16 protein-coding genes are annotated in these 19,816 nt (G+C 60.3%); 5 read left to right on the top strand and 11 right to left on the bottom strand.

What is annotated here, in order from left to right; genetic code table 11:
* Positions 1–5 precede the first annotated feature (5 nt).
* The gene (locus tag G5195_RS05400; RefSeq protein ID WP_216952742.1) at positions 6–929 is read left to right on the top strand and encodes a 1-aminocyclopropane-1-carboxylate deaminase/D-cysteine desulfhydrase; all 924 of its coding nucleotides are present in this window, start codon (positions 6–8) and stop codon (positions 927–929) included.
* Between the two features lie 64 nt (positions 930–993).
* Here the strand turns inward: G5195_RS05400 and G5195_RS05405 are convergent, their stop codons facing one another.
* On the bottom strand, positions 994–2,922 hold the full coding sequence (locus tag G5195_RS05405) for an EAL domain-containing protein (protein ID WP_421223052.1): 1,929 nt from the start codon (positions 2,920–2,922) through the stop codon (positions 994–996).
* Positions 2,923–3,417: 495 nt separating this feature from the next.
* Between G5195_RS05405 and G5195_RS05410 the strand changes: the two genes are divergently transcribed.
* Both G5195_RS05410 and G5195_RS05415 read left to right on the top strand, forming a co-directional pair.
* The gene (locus G5195_RS05410) at positions 3,418–4,947 is read left to right on the top strand and encodes an EAL domain-containing protein (protein ID WP_421223054.1); all 1,530 of its coding nucleotides are present in this window, start codon (positions 3,418–3,420) and stop codon (positions 4,945–4,947) included.
* 265 nt (positions 4,948–5,212) lie between these two features.
* Positions 5,213–6,310, top strand: a complete 1,098-nt coding sequence (locus tag G5195_RS05415; RefSeq protein WP_216952739.1) for a calcium:proton antiporter — start codon at positions 5,213–5,215, stop codon at positions 6,308–6,310.
* A 145-nt stretch (positions 6,311–6,455) separates the two neighbouring features.
* Here G5195_RS05415 and hutH read toward each other — a convergent pair whose 3' ends face one another.
* From hutH to ftsY, 10 genes are all read right to left on the bottom strand, one after another.
* Positions 6,456–7,988, bottom strand: a complete 1,533-nt coding sequence (gene hutH / locus G5195_RS05420; RefSeq protein ID WP_421223056.1) for a histidine ammonia-lyase — start codon at positions 7,986–7,988, stop codon at positions 6,456–6,458.
* 4 nt (positions 7,989–7,992) lie between these two features.
* Positions 7,993–9,702 carry a urocanate hydratase gene (gene hutU, locus G5195_RS05425; RefSeq protein ID WP_421223058.1) on the bottom strand — a complete coding sequence of 570 codons (1,710 nt, stop codon included), beginning with the start codon at positions 9,700–9,702 and terminating at the stop codon, positions 7,993–7,995.
* A gap of 53 nt (positions 9,703–9,755) precedes the next feature.
* The gene (gene hutG, locus G5195_RS05430) at positions 9,756–10,712 is read right to left on the bottom strand and encodes a formimidoylglutamase (RefSeq protein ID WP_421223060.1); all 957 of its coding nucleotides are present in this window, start codon (positions 10,710–10,712) and stop codon (positions 9,756–9,758) included.
* Positions 10,705–11,940: an imidazolonepropionase gene (gene hutI / locus G5195_RS05435; protein ID WP_416004414.1), complete on the bottom strand. Its 1,236-nt coding sequence runs from the start codon at positions 11,938–11,940 to the stop codon at positions 10,705–10,707. The genes hutG and hutI overlap by 8 nt, the downstream gene beginning before the upstream one ends.
* A 154-nt stretch (positions 11,941–12,094) precedes the next feature.
* Entirely contained in the window at positions 12,095–12,799 is a 705-nt protein-coding gene (hutC, locus tag G5195_RS05440; protein WP_041202413.1) for a histidine utilization repressor, read from the bottom strand.
* Between the two features lie 11 nt (positions 12,800–12,810).
* Complete coding sequence (can, locus tag G5195_RS05445; RefSeq protein ID WP_005339998.1) at positions 12,811–13,470, bottom strand: carbonate dehydratase; 660 nt, start codon at positions 13,468–13,470, stop codon at positions 12,811–12,813.
* Between the two features lie 125 nt (positions 13,471–13,595).
* Positions 13,596–14,450, bottom strand: coding sequence for an RNA polymerase sigma factor RpoH (gene rpoH / locus G5195_RS05450; RefSeq protein ID WP_005339997.1), 855 nt, complete (start codon positions 14,448–14,450; stop codon positions 13,596–13,598).
* A gap of 450 nt (positions 14,451–14,900) precedes the next feature.
* Positions 14,901–15,854, bottom strand: coding sequence for a permease-like cell division protein FtsX (gene ftsX, locus G5195_RS05455; RefSeq protein WP_005342860.1), 954 nt, complete (start codon positions 15,852–15,854; stop codon positions 14,901–14,903).
* On the bottom strand, positions 15,854–16,522 hold the full coding sequence (ftsE, locus tag G5195_RS05460; protein ID WP_005339995.1) for a cell division ATP-binding protein FtsE: 669 nt from the start codon (positions 16,520–16,522) through the stop codon (positions 15,854–15,856). The genes ftsX and ftsE overlap by 1 nt, the downstream gene beginning before the upstream one ends.
* 89 nt (positions 16,523–16,611) lie before the next feature.
* On the bottom strand, positions 16,612–18,384 hold the full coding sequence (gene ftsY / locus G5195_RS05465) for a signal recognition particle-docking protein FtsY (RefSeq protein WP_421223063.1): 1,773 nt from the start codon (positions 18,382–18,384) through the stop codon (positions 16,612–16,614).
* Between the two features lie 110 nt (positions 18,385–18,494).
* Between ftsY and rsmD the strand changes: the two genes are divergently transcribed.
* Both rsmD and G5195_RS05475 read left to right on the top strand, forming a co-directional pair.
* A complete protein-coding gene (rsmD, locus tag G5195_RS05470; protein WP_124930360.1) occupies positions 18,495–19,124 on the top strand; it encodes a 16S rRNA (guanine(966)-N(2))-methyltransferase RsmD in 630 nt (209 codons plus the stop codon).
* A complete protein-coding gene (locus G5195_RS05475; RefSeq protein ID WP_042052536.1) occupies positions 19,108–19,419 on the top strand; it encodes a DUF1145 domain-containing protein in 312 nt (103 codons plus the stop codon). Before rsmD ends, G5195_RS05475 begins: the two co-directional genes overlap by 17 nt.
* Positions 19,420–19,816: the final 397 nt, after the last annotated feature.

The following is a 19,816-nucleotide window of genomic DNA, read 5'->3' on the forward strand; positions in this document are numbered from 1 at the left end:
CACCATTGCAAGCCAGCCTTCCAGCCGAGCCAGAGGGGTCAGCTATCCTGCCCTCCCCCCTGCACCCCCTCCACCACCCGTTGCTGACCCGCTACGGCGTCGAACTCTGGTGCAAGCGGGATGATCTGATCCATCCGACCATCTCCGGCAACAAGTGGCGCAAGCTCAAATACCACCTGCTTCATGCCAGAGAGCACGGCAAACGGCATCTACTCTCGTTTGGCGGCGCCTACTCCAATCACATCCATGCACTGGCAGCAGCAGGGTGCCAATCTGGCCTTCGAACTACCGGTATCATACGGGGCGAATCTGATGCCGTCAGCAATACCACCCTGAGGGATGCCAGACGCTGGGGTATGGATCTCGTTTTCGTCGACCGCCAGAGTTACCGCCGTCGCCAGGATCCCGACTGGCTGGCCCAATTCGATGCACCCGATACCCTGATCGTGCCGGAAGGGGGCAGCAGCCCGCTGGCTATCCCCGGGGTTGCCGAACTGGTCGGCGAGGTACCCTTCTCGCCGGATCTCTGGGTACTGCCCTGTGCCAGCGGCGGCACCCTGGCGGGCCTAATCGCTGGCAAACAGGACCGGGAGCAGATCCTCGCCATTGCGGTACTGAAAGGAGGCGGCTTTATCGCTGACGAGGTGTGTCGCCTCCATCCCGCTGCCGCCAGCATCCCCGGCTGGCGGGTCGCACTCGATCACCACGATGGTGGCTACGCCAAATTCAGCCCGGCCCTCTGGCAGTGGGTTCAAGATTTCAGCGCCGAAACAGGTCTGCCTTTGGAGCCCATCTACAGCGGCAAGGCGATGTGGGGGCTGTTTCGCGAGCTGGCTGCGGGCCGCATCGCCCCCGGCAGCAAGATTGTCTTTATCCATACCGGCGGCATGCAGGGATTGGCCGGACTGCGGGAGCAGGGGCGACTGTGAGCCCCGCCTGACGGCAACCGAAAACGAGAGAGGGTCGCCCCACGACGACCCTCTCTTGTTTATCTCAATCACCAGCCGGCTCCTGCACCAACCGGCGTGGCTCGGCAAACCAGGGCCCCTGCCCGGCATGCACCCCGAGGTGGCGCAGCATCTTCCACTCATCGCCACTCTCTACCCCCACCGCCAGCACCCGGGTACGGGTATTGGCGCAGCCCCCCACCAGACTGCGGACCGCCATCTGGTTCACCTGTCGGGCGTGAATCTCCCGCACCAGGCTGGGGTGCAGCTTGAGGAAGTTGATCTCGAACTCCTTGATGTACTGGGTGCTCACCACATCCTGGCCAGCATGATCGATGGCCAGCTGGCAGCCCAGCATCCGCAGGGAGCGCAGCGGCCGCTTGAGTGCTTCGAAGTGGCGTGTGACCTGAGCCTCCGAGAGCTGCAGGATCAACCGCTCGTTGATGCTGCGCGGCAGCTGGAACAGGGCGAAGAAGAGCCAGCGCTGGAACTCGCGGTTGAGCAGACTCTGGGCACTCAGGGTCAGAGTGATGGGACAGCTCTGCTCGGAACGCTGGCGCAGCAACACCAGCGTTTGCTCCGCCACCAGCCGATCCAGTTGCAGCAGCAGGCCCACCTTCTCCGCCATTGGCATGAAGATCCCTGCTTGCAGTTCCCGCCCCTGCTCATCGTGGATATAGGTGAGCAGATCCTGCTGCAGTACCACCTGATCCCGATCCTGCTGGACCGGTTGGGTATAAAAATCGATCCCCTGCTCTTCAAGACGGCGACTGATGAGGGTGCGCCAGCGCACCGTCCCCTTGCTGCTCTGCTCCTCGTCCAGCTGCTTTTCATAGAGGAACCAGCCGTTGTGCCCCTGCAGACGTGCACTCTTGAGGGCCAGCTCGGCCTCCTCCTGCACCTTGAGCAGAGTGTCTTGCGCCTGGTAGCAGACAGCCCCGATATAGATGGCCGTCTCCGGATTGACCTGCTGCGGCCAGTGTAGCCGTTGCAGACTTTTGAGCAGCTGGCTGGCACTGTCCACCATCTCGCTCTCCGACATGTTGGGCAACAATACCGCAAAGACATGTCCGGCATAACGAGCCTGCAAGGCACCGTTATGCTTGCGCACAAAAGCACTGATCACGGCGCTCGCCTCCAGCAGCAGATCATGCCCCTGCAGCTCGAACTGCTCCGCTTCCAGCTCTTCCAGACAGGCGAGTTCAATCAGCAAGACACCGCCACTCATCACGCTCGCCTCCATGATAGCGCTCTCGAGCCGGTTATCGAAGAAGAGGCGGTTGCCGATGCCGGTCATCTTGTCGACGAAGGCGTTGCTGCGAATGAAGTTGTCGAAGCGGCTGCGCTCCTTGCGGGCATCCGCCAGCTCGGCGAGCAGATGATCGAGGGCCTGACTGGCGGCCACCGGCCACTCTTCGGCGGGGTCATGGCTTAGTTTGGAGAGCTTGTCATCGAGGATCAGCTGGGCGCGAATGCCCAGCAGCTCGGCGCCGCGCAACTGCTGACGCAACCAGCGGATGGAGTACCAGAGACCGAACACCACGATGAAGATCCCGAACGAGATGCCCGACATCGCCTTGATGGAGTACTCCGCCTCCTTGAAGGGGCGCTCCAGCTTGAAGCTGGCCTGCATGCCAGCCTGATGGGGCAGCGGATGGCTGTATGGCACCAGCAGCGGTTCATCAACCGGACGCTGTACGTCACGGAACCAGTAGACCCGCTGGTCATTCTGGCGCACCTCCAGCTCCACCACATGAGCCGCCCGCAGCAAGGTGGGCAACCAGCGGCTCATATCCTCCATACCGTGAGCAACGTCGAGTTGCTTGTCGATCACCTCGACCAGCGCATCGACCTTCTTTTGCTGCAACTCCATGCCCAGCTCGCGAAAGCTGAACACCCCGCCAATCAGCACGGTCGCCATGGCAGCGATCACGCACAAGGTAATAAACGAGACAAGATGTGTTGTGAGTTTCATGTGCCTTTCCGTGTGCCCGGCATCATCCATTGGAGTTCATGGTAGCAGTGGCGCTGTGGCCATCACTATGGACGGGGATCCCGCTTCTGTAATTTAAGCGGGGCAGCATACCCAAAGCAGCGGGAGAATACCAAGGAAGGTACACAGGTGGAGCAGGGGAAGATAGCAGACAGAAAAATGGTCCCTCAAAAGGGACCAAAAGGAACACTCATATCAAAACTAACACTCTGTGCTACTGACAAAAAACAGATACAGGAGTATTGAACACACGGTGAGTCAAACCGCAGGGGTACTCTAAAGCAGTTCGGATAAGTTGAGCAATTGTCATTTATGACAGGTCAGCGATTGAATCTTTTCAAGGTTAATAATAAAAACATTTAAAATCATACATTTAAAAAATCATCCAATAAGTGTGACAAGTAGAGCTCAAATTGATTGTACTAATGCACTATGATGGCTTGACCCATTTGTGTCTCGTAAAACTGGCAGGCGCCCTTGTTACGCATCACCCCCCTCTGGATCACGGTACTGCTACTGCTCTTGCCCATCCTGGCAAGCCAGTCCGTCGGTCTGTGGCTAACAAAACCGATGGCCAACCACCTGCTTGAGCAGAAGGTGGCCGAGATAAAGCGAGCCATGGCGATACGCCATCACACGCTGGACAAGGCCATGAGCGAGCAGCTGACGCTGTTTGATTTCGATTGTGGTGCCAACGACATGGCACTGCTGCGGGATCCCCGCTTTTACAACACCCATATTCGTCTGCAGGGGCTGGAACTGGCATCAGGGAAAAGCTGCTCAAGCCTGGGTGTGGGTATTTCGCTCATCAAAAACGCCAACCAGGATGGCGCCCTCCCCGACAAACTGGGGCTGACTGCTACAACGGCCAGTTTCAATACGGAACAGGAGATGGTTGCCTACTACAAAAACGGCGGCAACATTGCCTACTGGGTGCTCGATAACAGCTGGAGCCACGATCTGCTACAGCTCCCCTGCAGTGACTGTTTCTATCTGGAGTTCAGCCAGCGGGATCCCGCAGCGATGACCCCCCGCTTCCCGCGCGGTAACCGGACCATCAAGCTGGAAGAGGGCAGCCGCAGCCTGAGCTTCTTTGATCAGGACAAACTGACCCGACAAACCATCTGGGCCGGTTCTGCACTGGACCTGTATGCTCGCGAGCAAGTCAGACGAATCGCACTCTGGAGCGGCACTATCCTGGGCCTGCTGCTGGTGACCGCTTACTGGTCGCTGCGAAACTATCGCCGCTCGCTCAAGGGGCTATTGCAGGCCGGATTGGTGCGCCAGGAGTTCATCCCCTTCTATCAACCCGTGGTGGATCTTCGAACCTGGCAGGTTGCCGGTTTTGAGGCGCTGCTACGCTGGCAACGTGGACACGAGCTGATCCCCCCGAGCGCTTTCATCGAATATGCTGAAGATCAGGGACTTATCCTGCCTATCACCAGGCAGTTGCTGGAGCAGGTGATCACGGATCTGCCGCTGTTGCCACCAGAGCAGTGGATCAGTGTCAATCTGATGGCCACCCATATCGAACAACCCTTGCTGCGCAACATGTTGAGTGAACACCATAACCCTTCGCCCGAGCGCCTTACCTTCGAGCTGACAGAACGCAAGCCGATCCTCGACATCAAAGCCGCTACCGAGGAGATCACCCTGTTGCAGCAGATGGGATATCACTTCAAACTGGATGATTTCGGTACCGGCTACGGTGGTTTTGCCTACCTGCAGAGCCTCGGGATCCGCCAGATCAAGATCGACAAGATGTTCGTCGATACCATAGGCACCAACGACCTCAAACGCAGCGTGCTGGATGCCATCATCACGTTTGGCCTGGAATCAGGCATGGAGATGATTGCGGAAGGGGTTGAGACGCGGGAACAGGTTGATTACTTGCGGCAACACGGCGTCTATCTGATCCAGGGTTACGTCTTTGGCAGGCCCATGGCGCTGGCAGAGCTTGCCATCTGGCAGCAGACATGGCCTCCACAATATTCGCAAGAGAGCTGACACCGATATTGCACAGGCCAGCGCTGGCAGGGCTCCCCCCACCGGGAGCACACGCACCCTTTTGCACAGAGGCTGACACTCCCAAAGCCTCTGCCACGACCTGGCTCATCGCCCTTGAACCACCATTTACATTCAGCAACAAAATGATCTGCCCCTGAGAGGATGGAACCCTTATCATAAGCATTCGGCTACCGTGAGCACCTTCACGCACGCCTCCCATCAATCCCTGTCGGCCAGCGCCGTCCCGAGATGAGAACCATTGCCTATGAAGACATTTATCCGGCAAGAGATTGCCCTGCCCGTCGGCCTGCTGACCCTGCTCTTTTTCAAGACGATCGGGAGCGACCTGCTGACAGAGACAACTCCGCTCGGGATCTATCTTCCGGTTTCGGCTGCACTACTGGCCATCGTCACCTGGGCTATCTTCTCGGTGGTGCGCCACTCCGATGCCCTCGCCATCAAGCTGGGCGAGCCCTTCGGCACCCTGATCCTCACCCTCTCGGTCATCTCGCTGGAGGTGGTGATGATCTCTTCGGTGATGCTGACCGGTGAGCCTAACCCCACCATGGCCCGCGATACCATGTTTGCAGTAGTGATGCTGGTGAGTACCGGTCTGGTGGGCTTCACCCTGCTGTTTGGCGGCTGGCGCTACCACACCCAGAGCTTTAATCTGGACGGGGTCAAATCCTATCTGGTGGCCATCATCCCGCTGGCCCTGCTCTGTCTGGTGCTGCCCAACTTCACCGAGGGCGGTGCAATCGGCAGTATGTCGCGCGCCATGTCGTGGATGCTGATCATCATCTCGATCCTGCTCTACGGGGTCTTTCTGCTGATCCAGACCCGCAGCCACAGCCACTTCTTCGTCGACAGCGATCACGAGGATTATGAGGAGCACCACGGCCCGCTGCAGAGCAACGTCTATCACACCATCCTGCTGCTCGCCTACCTGCTGGTGGTGATCCTGCTGGCCAAGACCCTGGCCATCCCCATCAACTACGGGGTGCATGTGATGGAAGCACCCGCCGCACTGGGCGGCTTTATCGTGGCCTGCATCGTGCTGGCCCCCGAAGCAGTCGGCGCCATCAAAGCCGCCTTCAACAACCAGTTGCAGCGGGCAATGAACCTCTACTTCGGCTCTGTGCTGGCCACCATCGCCCTCACCGTGCCTGCCGTGCTCTTTATCGGCTCCATGCTGGATCAGGAGGTACGCCTCGGCCTCTCCCCCGCCGATATGGTGCTGCTGGTCACAACCCTGATGGTCTGTAAAGTGACCTTCAGCAGCGGCCGCACCAATGTGCTCCATGGAGCGACCCATCTGGTGTTGTTTGTGGTCTATCTGTTCCTGATGTTCGAACACGAATAACCGCGTTCAACCAACGTCAGAAACGCAAAGACCGCCCGATTGGGCGGTCTTTTGTTATCTGCTCCCGGCAGTCACCGGCGCCAGTGAAGCGGCCTCCCCCTCATCCCCCACCCTTCTCCCGCCAGGGGAGAAAGGGGATCAAGGCTTACAGGCTGGGCAGCATCCCGGCCGGGATCAGGTCGTTGTAGCTGGCACGACCCAGCAGGGCGGCGGCAGCTTCGATGTCCGGCGCGAAGTACCTGTCTTTGTCGTAGAAGCTCACCTCTGCCCGCAGTCGTCCCTTGGCCTGCTCGATCAGCTCGGTACTGCGCAGCGGCGCGCGGAAATCGAGCCCCTGTGCCGCCGCCAGCAGTTCAACAGCCAGAATGCCGCGGGTGTTCTCCGCCATGTCTGCCAGCCGGCGGCCAGCGAAGGTCGCCATGGAGACGTGATCCTCCTGATTGGCGGAAGTGGGCAGACTATCCACCGAGGCGGGATGGGCCAGGGTCTTGTTCTCGGAGGCCAGCGCAGCCGAGGTGACCTGAGCGATCATAAAGCCCGAATTCACCCCGCCGTTATTGACCAGAAACGCCGGCAGACCGGACATCCGAGAGTCGATCAACAGCGCCATGCGCCGCTCGGAGAGGGAACCTATCTCGGCGATGGCCAGTGCCAGATTATCGGCGGCGAAGGCGACCGGCTCGGCGTGGAAGTTGCCGCCGGAGATGATCTCCTCATCCTCGGCAAACACCAGCGGGTTGTCGGAGACCGCGTTGGCCTCGCACACCAGCACCTCGGCGGCGTGGCGGATCTGGGTCAGGCAGGCGCCCATCACCTGCGGCTGGCAGCGCAATGAGTAGGGATCCTGTACCTTCTCACAGTTGTGATGGGACATGCCGATCTCGCTGCCATCCACCAGCAGGTGGCGATAGCAGGCGGCCGCATCAATCTGACCACGCTGACCGCGCACTTCGTGGATGCGGGCATCGAACGGCCGGCGGCTGCCAAGGGCGGCCTCCACGCTCATGGCACCGATGGTGATGGCACCGGCGTAGAGATCCTCGGCATGGAACAGCCCTTCCAGCGCGAAGGCGGTGCTCGCCTGAGTGCCGTTGAGCAGCGCCAATCCTTCTTTGGGTGCCAGCGCGATAGGCTCGAGCCCGGCAATTTTCAGCGCTGTGGCGGCGTCGATCAGCTCGCCCTTGTGACGAGCCTTGCCCTCCCCGATCAGCAGGCAGCTCATATGAGCCAGCGGCGCCAGATCGCCAGAGGCACCGACGGATCCCTTCTTCGGCACCACCGGATAGACTTCAGCGTTGATGAGGGTCATCAGGGCCTCAAGCACCGTCAGCCGGATGCCGGAGAAGCCCCGCGCCAGCGAGTTGAGCTTGAGCACCATCATCAGCCGCACGGTGGCGTCATCCATGTACTCGCCAATCCCTGCCGCGTGGGAAAGCACGATGGAACGCTGCAACTCGTCCAGCTGCTCCACCGGAATGCGGGTGTTGGCCAACAGGCCAAAGCCGGTGTTGATGCCATACACCACCCGGTTCTGCTCGATCACCTTGGTAACCACGGCGGCTGAGGCGTGGATCCCCGGCAACGCCGCCGGATCCAGTGCAATATGTACCGGCTCGCGGCTGACGCGGCGCAGGGTGGCAAGATCCAGCTCGCCCGGGGTAATAGTCAATTCAAACATGGTGTTACACCTTTCCTTTGACACCGTTGGCGCCGTCAATCATCGGCAGATCCAGTTTCGCCTCGCAGGCGCAGTTGATGGCAATCTCGTAGCCCGCATCGGCATGGCGCATCACGCCGGTGGCCGGGTCGTTGCGCAGCACCCGACCGACGCGGCGAGCCGCGTCATCGGAGCCATCACAGACGATCACCACGCCGGAGTGCTGGGAGAAGCCCATGCCGACCCCGCCGCCGTGGTGCAGCGACACCCAGGTCGCGCCGCCGGCCGTGTTGAGCAGGGCGTTGAGCAGCGGCCAGTCGGAGACGGCATCGGAGCCATCCATCATCGACTCGGTCTCGCGGTTCGGGCTCGCCACCGAGCCGGAATCCAGATGGTCGCGGCCAATGACGATGGGGGCTTTCAGCTCGCCGTTTTTCACCATCTCATTGAAAGCCAGACCGAGGCGTACCCGATCCTTGACCCCGACCCAGCAGATCCGCGCCGGCAGTCCCTGAAACGCGATGCGCTCGCGGGCCATGTCGAGCCAGTTGTGCAGGTGAGGATCGTCGGGGATCAGCTCTTTCACCTTCTGATCGGTCTTGTAGATATCTTCCGGATCGCCGGAGAGGGCCACCCAGCGGAACGGGCCTATCCCCTCGCAGAACAGCGGGCGGATATAGGCGGGGACGAAGCCGGGGAAGTCGAAGGCGTTCGCCACCCCCTCCTCCAGCGCCATCTGGCGGATGTTGTTGCCGTAATCCAGAGTCGCCGCGCCGCGCTCTTGCAGGGTCAGCATCGCCTCCACCTGACGGGCCATGGAGCGACGAGCAGCCAGATTCACCTCCTGCGGGGCACTCTGTTGCAGCTCGCGCCACTTTGCCACGCTCCAACCCTGCGGCAGGTAGCCGTGAACCGGGTCGTGGGCGGAGGTCTGGTCGGTCACCACATCCGGGGTGATGCCACGAGCCACCAGTTCGGCGAACACGTCAGCGGCGTTGCCGAGTAGGCCGATGGAGATAGCGCTGCCGCTCTGTTTGGCCTCCTCGACCATGGCCAGCGCCTCATCCAGACTGTGGGCCTTCTTGTCCACATAACGGGTGCGCAGACGAAAATCGATGCGGGTTTCGTCGCACTCCACTGCGATCATCGAGAAGCCGGCCATGGTGGCGGCCAGCGGCTGGGCACCGCCCATGCCGCCCAAGCCACCGGTCAGGATCCAGCGCCCCTTGGGTTCGCCGTTGAAGTGCTGATTGGCCACCGCGAAGAAGGTCTCGTAAGTGCCCTGCACGATCCCCTGAGTACCGATGTAGATCCAAGAGCCCGCGGTCATCTGGCCGTACATCATCAACCCCTTCTTATCGAGCTCGTTGAAGTGCTCCCAGTTGGCCCAGTGGGGCACCAGGTTGGAGTTGGCGATCAGCACCCGCGGCGCATCCTTGTGGGTCTGGAACACCCCGACCGGCTTGCCGGATTGCACCAGCAGGGTCTGATCCTCCTCCAGCCGGGTCAGCACCTCGACGATCTTGTCGAAGCAGGCCCAGTTGCGGGCAGCGCGACCGATGCCGCCATACACCACCAGCGACTGGGGATGCTCGGCCACCTCGGGATCCAGGTTGTTCATCAGCATCCGCAGCGGCGCCTCGGTGAGCCAGCTCTTGGCGGTCAGCTCGGTACCGCGCGGGGCACGGATCACGCGGTTCGGATCATGACGGGGATCCTGCTGTTGCACAGACATACACACTCCTTGTTGTATCAATAGGGAGCCTTCGGCGATATGCGGCCAAAGGGTTAACGGGTCAACAGATGAACCAGTCGAGCGACCACGCGGGCGCTGCGATTATCCTGATCCAGCGTCGGGTTGTACTCGGCCAGATCGGCGAGCCTCAGCTTGCCGCTGGCCCGGATATGGGCGATCAGTGGTTCGATCACCGCCAGCTCCACGCCACGGGCGGCGGGAGCACTCACTCCCGGCATCAGGTTGCCGGGCAGCACGTCAAGATCGATGGTCAGATAGAGGTGATCACAATCGGCGATAAAGGCGTCCAGTCCGCTTAGCAAGGCTGGCAGCCCGGTCTGAGTCATCGCCTCATCCAGCACATGCCACACTCCCAGCGCCTTGGCACGGGCAAACAGGGCTTGGGTATTGGCGGTCTCGGCCACCCCGAGGCAGGCGTAGTGAAACGGCGAGCCCTGAGCGGCGCACTGCTCGGCGATCTGGAAGAAGGGGGTGCCGGAGCTTGCCAATTCCTGCTTCATGCGCAGGTCGAAGTGGGCGTCAAAATTGATAATGCCGACTCGCCCCTGACCCGCCAGATGCAAGTTGAGGCCGCTCCAGCTGCCGAAGGCCACCTCGTGGCCGCCCCCCAGCACCAGCGGGAAATGGCCCAGTTCGAGCGCAGCAGCGACCCGCTCGGCCAGACGGCCGTGGGCGGCATCGAGATCCCCATCGGTACAACTCACATCCCCGCCATCGTAGACAGGTCGATTCAGGTGCCAAGCGGTGTTGGCCAGCAGCTTGCGCACCGCCAGCGGCGCACCGGCGGCGCCCACACGCCCCTTATTGCGGAGCACCCCTTCGTCACAGGCAAAACCAAGCAGCACCACGCCGGGCTCGCTGTCGGCGTGCCTAGGCTGCGCCTCTTGCCAAGGCAGAACTTTGTCGTGCCAACGCAGGGCCAGTTCGCCATCTTCCGGATCCTGTCGTCCCTGCCAAAGCGACATGTCGATCGGGTTTAGCTTATCCATGGAGGGTCTCCTCGCCGTTGAAGATGCGGCCTGCCAACTGATCGACGCCGACCATGTAGCTCAACTCGGCCGGATGGGCGCAGTGCCAGAACAGGAAATCGGCCGCCATCCCCAGCCTGAGCTGGCCAAGGTGCTCCTGCTCGCCAAGCGCTTTGGCGGCGTGGCGGGTCACCCCGACCATGGCCTCCACCGGCGTCAGACCAAACAGGGTACAAGCCATGTTCATCGCCATCCGCAGCGAGACGATGGGTGCGGTACCCGGGTTGATATCGGAGGAGACCGCCATCGCCACCCCCGCCTTGCGCAGGGTGGCAACCGGCGGCAGCTTGGTCTCTTTGAGGAAGTAGAAGGCGGTGGGCAGCAGGGTGGCGACCACGCCACGGTGGGCCAGCGCCAGGATCCCTTCCGGATCCAGATACTCCAGATGATCCACCGAGAGGGCGCCAAAGTTGGCAGCGAGGGTGCTGCCACCGAGATTGGAGAGCTGATCCATATGCCCCTTCACCGGCAGGCCGTATTGATCCGCCGCCAGATAGACCTGCTCGGTCTGGGCCAGCGAGAAGCCGATATGCTCGCAGAAGACATCTACCGCATCGGCCAGACCCGCCTCGGCGGCGGCCGGGATGATCTCCTGACAGATGGTCTCGACCCAGCTGTCGGGATCGTCGCGATACTCCGGCGGCACCGCATGGGCCGCCAGCAGAGTGGTCTTGACCCGGATCGGCAACGCCTCTCCCAGTCGACGGGCCACCCGCAGCATCTTGAGTTCATCATCCAGCGTCAGGCCATAGCCGGACTTGATCTCCACCGTGGTGACCCCTTCGCGGATCAGGGATTTCACCCTCGGCAACGCCAGATCGAACAGTTGCTCTTCGCTGGCGGCACGGGTCGCACGCACCGTGCTGATGATGCCGCCGCCCCGACGGGCGATCTCGGCATAGGGCACACCCTGCTGACGCAGCTCGAACTCTTCGGCACGGCTGCCGGCGAAGATGAGGTGTGTATGGCAATCGATAAGGCCGGGGGTGACCAGCTTGCCCTGCATATCATGCCAGTGAGCAGGATACGGCCCCTTCAGTTCGGCCATCGGCACCAGCGCATGGATCTTGCCATCCTTCACGCCGATGGCGTGGAGCGGCAGCAGGCCGTAGTCGGCCAGCTCATCATTCAGGGTGGCGGGTGTCACGTTGAGCCAGACCCGCTCGCAGTTCAACAGTTCCTTGTTCATAGTGACCTCAAATGTATATACATATTCTTATAGTCGATCTCTATGACGAAAGAAAGAGCGAAATTCACATCCTGATAACAGCATCAAACTTAGAGTTTAAGCACAAAAAAGCCCACCAGGAGGTGGGCTTTGCAAAATCAAGTTGTATAGACATTTACTCCAGCTGAGTCTTGGAGCTTAGCTTGTAACGGGAACCGGGGGAGAGCAAACGGGCGTAGGAGACCAGATGCCCCTCCGACCAGGTGCGTCTGTGCAACAACAGGCAGGGGGAATCTACGCGGATCTGCAACAATCCCGCCTCACCGGCGCTCGGCAACACGGCTTCCACCACGTGCTCCATCTCGGAGAGGGGGCAGACATCCATCAGATAGCGGTTGGGGGTCTGTTGGGTAAAATCCTGCTCGCCATAGCCCGGCAAGCGCCCGGCATCGACGAAGCGCTCCTCCAGCTGCAACGGCTCACCATCAGCCTGATGGACGATCAGGCTGTGAAAGATAGGGGCACCTACCCGCAGCCCCAGTTGTACCGCTACCTTCTCGTCGGCGGCCAGCCGCTGCAGCCGGATCACCCGGGCACTGTACTCGCCGCCACGCTCGGCGATCTCGTCAGCGATGTTGCGAATGGCCAGCAACGGCGATTCGGTTCGCCTGTCCGCCACGAAGCTGCCGGAACCGGCGGTACGCACCAGCCACCCCTCAGCCACCAGTTCCCGCAACGCCCGGTTGACCGTCATCCGGCTCACGGTGAACTGCTCGCACAGGGCCGCTTCGGTCGGGATCCTGTCCCCCGCCTGATAGTGGCGTTCGCGGATCCCGTCCAGAATGTGCTGCTTGATCTGCAGATAGAGGGCTGGCGCCACCATGAAGCTCCCTAGCGCCGACGGTGGGGCGGACGCATATCCGGCCAGGCGCGGTAGACGTCGGGGATCTGATCCGGGCCGCTGATGCAGAGATCGAGATCGTGCAGCAGACCATCCTTGATCCCGTAGATCCAGCCATGCACCGCCAGCTCCTGCCCCTTGCGCCAGGCGTTCTGGATGATGGTGGTGTGGCAGACGTTGGCGACCTGCTCGGCCACGTTCAGCTCGCACAGGTAGTCGAAGCGCTCGTGCTCATCCTCGATGGCCTCGAGCTCTTCACCATATTTGAAGTAGACATCCTTGATGTTGCGCAGCCAGTTGTCGATGAGACCCAGCTCCTGATTCTGCATCGCGGCCTTGACGCCGCCGCAGCCATAGTGACCGCAGACGATGATGTGCTTCACCTTGAGCACTTCTACCGCGTATTGCAGCACGGAGAGGCAGTTGAAATCGGTATGCACCACCAGATTGGCGACGTTGCGGTGGACGAAGACATCCCCCGGCAGCAAGCCCATCAGCTGGTTGGCGGGGACCCGGCTGTCGGAACAACCGATCCAGAGGTATTCGGGGGCCTGCTGGGCAGAAAGAGTGGCAAAGAAAGCGGGATCTTCGGCTTTGATCCGTTCGGCCCACTCACGGTTGTTGGTAAACAGGTCGTTCAACAGTTTCACTTCTGCTCTCCCTAATGTGGCAGTGGCGGCAACATAACACACTCACGGGTAACCAAAGCAAGGCCGACCAGATCCCTGCGAAACAAAAACAGGGCCATCAGGCCCTGTTTTTATGAGAGGAAGCATCAGGCTTCCATGGCATCTTTCAGCTTCTTGAGTGCGTTTTTCTCAAGCTGACGCACACGCTCGGCAGAGACGCCGTAGGTATCGGCCAGCTCCTGCAGAGTGGTCTTGCTGTCATCATCGAGCCAGCGGGCACGGATGATGTGTTGGCTGCGCTCATCCAGGGTGGCGAGGGCCGAGCTCAGGCGACGGGTCGCGTGATCGTCCCAGTTGTCGTTCTCGATGGTCGCGGCCAGATCGGAGGATTTGTCCTCCAGATAGTGAACCGGTGCGAAGCCGCCCTCTTCCTCATCATCACCAACCAGATCGAACGCCTGATCGTAGTTGGCCATCCGCGCTTCCATCTCGGTCACGTCAGCGGCAGAAACGCCGAGATCGGCCGCCACGGCCTGAACCTCTTCGTGGTTCAGCCAGCCCAGACGCTTTTTGGATTTGCGCAGGTTGAAGAAGAGCTTGCGCTGGGCCTTGGTGGTCGCCACCTTGACCATGCGCCAGTTGCGCAGGACATATTCGTGGATTTCGGCCTTGATCCAGTGCACGGCAAAGGAGACCAGACGCACGCCGACCGTCGGGTCGAAGCGCTTGACCGCCTTCATCAGGCCGATGTTGCCTTCCTGTACCAGATCGGCCTGAGGCAGACCGTAACCGGCATAACTCTTGGCGACATGAACGACAAAGCGCAGGTGCGACATAACCAGCTGACGGGCAGCCTCGAGATCGCCATCCTGCTGCAAACGCTCAGCCAGTTCACGCTCTTCCTCTGCGCTCAGCACCGGAATAGAGTTTACTGCCTGGATATAGCCTTCCAGACTACCTTGCGGAATCAGAGCCATAGTGCGCTGCAATGAAGTTCCCATCTGTTACCTCTTACTTTTCAATCGAATCAGTCTAACACCCTGAGAGGGTCTGTCTACTGACCGGATGCCATTCTGCGGCGTGTATCAAAGAACATGCCCAGTTTTAGACCGGCTTATCTTAAGCCTGCAGGATGAATCATGAATGAACAGTCAAAAAAAGGGGGTCACAATGAAGGACCCCCGAAAAGTAGCATGCTAAGTCCATTGTTGCGGAGCTCGCAACCTTCACATGCTTGCCAAGTCTGACGAGCAAGGCAGAGGGGCCATACTCGTATAAATGCTTCAGCTTAATAGACTGCTTATAAATCAGAAGGTTCCACGGATCCAGCAAAGATCCGGAAGATCGCCGCTATTCAGAATACTCTGACTGAGGGGGTCAAGCCAGAAACGGAGCCTCTTTTACTTGATCCACCTCTCAAAATCCAGCGATTTACTTTGATAATAAATTAATCAGGATGGCTCTATATCTCGAATGTGACGATGAACCGAAAACCAAGAAGCAATCAGCCCCAGCAAGGCCCCCAGCAGGATCAGGTTCACCCCGTCTACCAGACCCATGCCAACCAGCCGGAAATTACTGTTATACAAGCCCGCAAGCTCCTTCACCACCCCTTCGCTCCAGATCACCATCACCTCGGTCAGCCACCATGCCAGCATGCCGCCGATCACCCCGAACCAGATGCCGGTATAGAGGAAAGGGCGATGGATGAAGGCATCGGTTGCCCCCACCAGCTTGAGCACCTCGATCTCTGAGCGCTGGTTGAGGATGTTGAGACGCAGGGTGTTGCCGACGATCAGCAGCACGGCGGAGAGCAGCAGCACGGCGATACCGGTAATGGTGTGACGCAGCAGGTTCATGATCCCCTGCAGGCGGGTCAGCCACTGCAGATCCAGCTTGCCCTGCTCGACCCCATCCTCATTGTTTAGCTTGCCGAGCAACTCGGCGGCCCCTTCCGGATTCTGCCAGCGCGGATCCGGAATGACGCTTAGCACCGGCGGTAGCGGGTTGCTGTCCAGATAATCGAGGGCATCGCCGAAACCGGAGATCTCGCGAAACTCCCGCAACGCATCGTCACGGCTCAGGTAGGTGACCGAATCCACCTCGGGATAGAGCAGGATCCTGTGCTGCAGATCGAGAATGCTCTGCTCCGGCAGATCCTTGCGCAGATAGAGGGAGATCTGGGAGCTGTTCTGCCAGCTCCCCTCCACCACCTCGGCGTTTTTCAACAATACGTGGAAGCAGGAGGGCAACGCCAGACTGACACCGAGCACCGCCAGCGTCATCAGGGAGGCGAGCGGATTTCGCCACAGCTCCCCGAGACTGGCAAACGCCTGCCGCACATGGTCAACCCCGTACATCATCAGACGACGCAGCGGTGGTTGTTTATGACGAACAATAGCCATCAGAGCTCCTCCCCGGCCGAATACATGCGACCCGCCTTGAGGGTCAGGGTGCGATAGCGCATGCGGGCGATCAGCCCCAGATCGTGAGTAGCAATCAGTACAGAGACCCCAAAATTGTTGAACTCCTGAAATAGCCGCATGATATCCATGGAGAGCTGGGGATCCAGGTTGCCGGTCGGTTCATCCGCCAGCAGCAGCGGCGGCTTGTTGACGATGGCACGGGCGATGCCGACCCGCTGCTGTTCACCCCCGGAGAGCATCCGCGGCTGGTAACGCTCCTTGCCGAGCAGCCCCACCTTGTCCAGCGCCGCCGCCACGCGCTTGTTGATATCGGCGTGGCTGTAGCCATCGATCACCAGCGGCAGCGCCACGTTGTCAAACACGGTGCGGTCCATCAGCAGGCGGTGATCCTGAAAGATCATCCCGATCTGGCGGCGAACATAGGGGATCTGGCTGCGCTGGATATGGCTGACATCATCACCATGAAAGAAGACGCGACCATCGGTCGGACGCTCCATCACGCTGATCAGTTTGAGGAGGGTACTCTTACCCGCCCCCGAGTGCCCGGTCAGAAAGGCCATCTCTCCCTTGCGCAGGTGAAAGCTGACCTTTTGCAGCGCCTGATGGCCGCCGCTGTATACCTTGCTGACCTTGTCAAAACGAATCATAACGGTTCCCTGAAATTGACAAACCCCGACCGGAGTCGGGGCATGGAACACTTACTCATCACGGCAGAGCTGACTCATCACGGCCGGACTTATTCATCGCGGCTGAAGAGCGCCTCGATGAAGTCGTTGGCAACGAAGGGACGCAGATCGTCGATCCCCTCGCCCACCCCGATATAGCGGATCGGGATCTGGAACTTGTCGGCCACCGCAAAGATGACGCCGCCCTTGGCGGTGCCATCCAGCTTGGTGAGGGTGATACCGGTCAGGCCCACTGCCTCGCTGAACAGCTTGGCCTGGCTCAGGGCGTTCTGGCCAGTGCCGGCATCCAGCGTCAGCATGATCTCGTGGGGCGCCTCTTCATCCAGCTTCTTCATCACCCGCACCACCTTCTTGAGCTCCTCCATCAGGTTGCTCTTGTTCTGCAGGCGACCGGCGGTGTCGGCGATCAGCACGTCAGCCCCGCGGGAGCGGGCGGCCTCGATAGCGTCATAAATGACAGAAGCGGAATCGGCGCCAGTGTGCTGGGCAATCACCGGAATGTTGTTGCGCTGACCCCAAACCTGCAGCTGTTCGACCGCTGCGGCACGGAAGGTGTCACCCGCCGCCAGCATCACGCTCTTGCCTTCAGCCTGGAACTGCTTGGCCAGCTTGCCGATGGTGGTGGTCTTGCCGACGCCGTTTACGCCGACCATCAGGATCACATAAGGCTTCTTGCTGGTGTCGATCACCAGCGGCTGTTCGACCTTGGCCAGCATCTCGCCCATGTCCTGCTTGAGCAGGCCGTAGAGCGCCTCGGCATCCTTGAGCTGCTTGCGATCCGCGTGCTGCACCAGCCCCTCGATGATACGAGTAGTGGTATCCACACCGAGATCGGCGGTCAGCAGCTGGGTTTCCAGCTCTTCAAAGAGCTCATCGTCGATCTTCTTGCCACGGAACAGGCCGAAGAAACCGGAGCCGATATTCTCCTTGGTGCGTACCAGACTGCGCTTGAGGCGAGCAAAGAAGCCCTCCCGCTGCGGTTTGTCCTGGGTGTCGTCGTCCACCTTGGCGGCCAGCGGCAGAGCGGCCAGGGCGGCAGCCTCAGCCTCCATCGCTGCGACCAGGCGCATATCTTCCGCTCGCTGGGCCTCTTTGGCGATACGGGCTTCTTCCGCAGCCTGAGCTTCGGCAGCGATGCGAGCCTCGGCAGCAATACGAGCCTCTTCCGCGGCGCGAGCCTCGGCGGCAATGCGAGATTCTTCTGCGGCGCGAGCTTCGGCGGCGATACGAGCATCTTCTGCAGCGCGAGCCTCGGCGGCGATACGAGCATCTTCTGCAGCGCGAGCCTCGGCGGCGATACGAGCATCTTCTGCAGCGCGGGCTTCGGCGGCGATACGAGCCTCTTCCGCGGCGCGAGCTTCGGCAGCAATACGGGCCTCTTCCGCGGCGCGGGTTTCGGCAGCGATACGGGCCTCTTCTGCGGCGCGAGCGTCGGCAGCAATGCGGGCCTCTTCCGCGGCGCGGGCGTCGGCGGCAATGCGAGCGGCTTCAGCGGCACGATCCTCTTCGGCGATCAGTGCTTCATTGACAATCACCGGCTCCAGATCGGAAGCGCACTCCTCCACCACCAGCGGGCCGCGGTCGTCCAGCTCGGTCGGCGGGCAGCAATCATCTTGTAAAACGGGATTCTGTGCGCTGGCAGGCACTTCGGGGGCCACAGCCGGCGTACTATCGGAAACAGTGGTATCGGAAACGAGAGCGGGGGTAGCAGTGACCTCGGGCTCAACGGTAACGGGGGTGGCTTGGGGTGTCTGTGGTTGGACAGCCTCAGCCTCTTCTTTCTTGCGGCCGAAACCCAGCCAGGAAAACAAACCTTTTGCCATCTAAAAATACTCACATCAAAGGCTGACTGCTAAGATAGCCGTCCCTTGGCGGGTCGGCATAAAAATGAACCGCCTTATACTACCACTTTATTTTCTGACGATGAAACGCGATGCCCAGAGTGAAATCCAGCCGTAGCAACCCGAGCAAGAGTCCTGCCCCGCAAGGAAAATCGGGCTTTGTAAGAATCATCAGCGGCCAGTGGCGAGGCCGCAAATTGCCGGTCAAGGATGTGGAGGGGCTCAGACCCACCACGGATCGCGTCAAGGAAACCATCTTCAACTGGCTGGCCCCCCATATTCGCGGCACCCGCTGCCTGGATCTGTTTGCCGGCAGCGGCGGACTCGGACTGGAGGCGCTGTCGCGCTATGCCGAGCAGGTGACCCTGATCGAAATGGACAAAGGGGCCGCCGACCAGATCAAGAAGAACCTGACCGCTCTCGGCAGCAGTCAGGGTCAGGTGATCCAGTCAGATGCAGTGAGCTGGCTGCAAGGCCCGGCCACGCCGTTTGATCTGGTGTTCCTCGATCCGCCGTTTCGCCGCGAGCTGCTGCCGCAAGTGTGCGAACTGCTGGAGCAGCGCGGCTGGCTGGCAGCGGACGCCCTCATCTATCTGGAGCGGGAGAAGGAGATGGCCGATCTGGCGCTGCCCGCCAGCTGGCAACTACTCAAGGACAAACAAGCCGGTCAGGTCTGCTATCAACTCTATCTAAGGGAGGTAAACAATGAAGCGAGTCTTTAATCTGTTGGCGATGGGGCTGATATTGTTCTTCTGGTTTGGTGTGCTGATGAGCCTGATTGCCCCGCTGCCCGGCAAACTCAACGGCTTTCTGCCGGTCTGCGGCGTGATCGTCGCCCTGCTGCACTGGCTGCAGGCCAGCATGATCAAGGCAGCTTGCAAACGCTACTTCGCTGTCACCAAGGCCGAGTTTGTCACTGTGCTGATATTTGGCGTGTTTGGCATGGTCGACATTCGTCAGCGCCTGCAAGAGATCGTCAACGCCGCCCAGCGCGGCAATCTCTCGGACAAACCATAAAGAAAAGGGGACGGCGGTAGCCGTCCCCTAGAGTCGTGTCGTCCTGTCCGTAGAACTGCAATGCTCCCTGCAATCCCTGACGTTATCCTAATCCTTTGGAATATCCCCTTTCCAATCCGTTGGCGTGTCCTGCGGCGTTCCTGGCCTGGCAATTCATCCTGAACTGCTTCCCTGTCTCCATCCTGGAGGTGTCCATTACCACGTCCTGTGGGGTTCCTTGCGTCTTCCTGACAGATAACCATCCGGGTTATCTCACTTCATCCTGAAGTATTCCTCTCGCATCCGGCGAGGTCCTGTTCATCCTGAAGAACGAGGTTCCGTTCGTTCTACTCCCATCCCGAGAGTGTCCTGCCGCATCCCGCGGTGTTCCTTTATTCATCCGTAACGATAATCATCC

It is taken from the genome of Aeromonas sp. 601039 (genome assembly GCF_049174415.1).
Classification (GTDB): domain Bacteria; phylum Pseudomonadota; class Gammaproteobacteria; order Enterobacterales; family Aeromonadaceae; genus Aeromonas; species Aeromonas veronii_A.

Coding starts and splice junctions, on each gene's coding strand:
- G5195_RS05405 (WP_421223052.1), bottom strand. CDS start 2,922: ATGAAACTCACAACACATCTTGTCTCGTTTATTACCTTGTGCGTGATC.
- G5195_RS05415 (WP_216952739.1), top strand. CDS start 5,213: ATGAAGACATTTATCCGGCAAGAGATTGCCCTGCCCGTCGGCCTGCTG.
- hutH (WP_421223056.1), bottom strand. CDS start 7,988: ATGTTTGAATTGACTATTACCCCGGGCGAGCTGGATCTTGCCACCCTG.
- hutU (WP_421223058.1), bottom strand. CDS start 9,702: ATGTCTGTGCAACAGCAGGATCCCCGTCATGATCCGAACCGCGTGATC.
- hutG (WP_421223060.1), bottom strand. CDS start 10,712: ATGGATAAGCTAAACCCGATCGACATGTCGCTTTGGCAGGGACGACAG.
- hutI (WP_416004414.1), bottom strand. CDS start 11,940: ATGAACAAGGAACTGTTGAACTGCGAGCGGGTCTGGCTCAACGTGACA.
- rpoH (WP_005339997.1), bottom strand. CDS start 14,450: ATGGGAACTTCATTGCAGCGCACTATGGCTCTGATTCCGCAAGGTAGT.
- ftsX (WP_005342860.1), bottom strand. CDS start 15,854: ATGGCTATTGTTCGTCATAAACAACCACCGCTGCGTCGTCTGATGATG.
- ftsE (WP_005339995.1), bottom strand. CDS start 16,522: ATGATTCGTTTTGACAAGGTCAGCAAGGTATACAGCGGCGGCCATCAG.
- ftsY (WP_421223063.1), bottom strand. CDS start 18,384: ATGGCAAAAGGTTTGTTTTCCTGGCTGGGTTTCGGCCGCAAGAAAGAA.
- rsmD (WP_124930360.1), top strand. CDS start 18,495: ATGCCCAGAGTGAAATCCAGCCGTAGCAACCCGAGCAAGAGTCCTGCC.
- G5195_RS05475 (WP_042052536.1), top strand. CDS start 19,108: ATGAAGCGAGTCTTTAATCTGTTGGCGATGGGGCTGATATTGTTCTTC.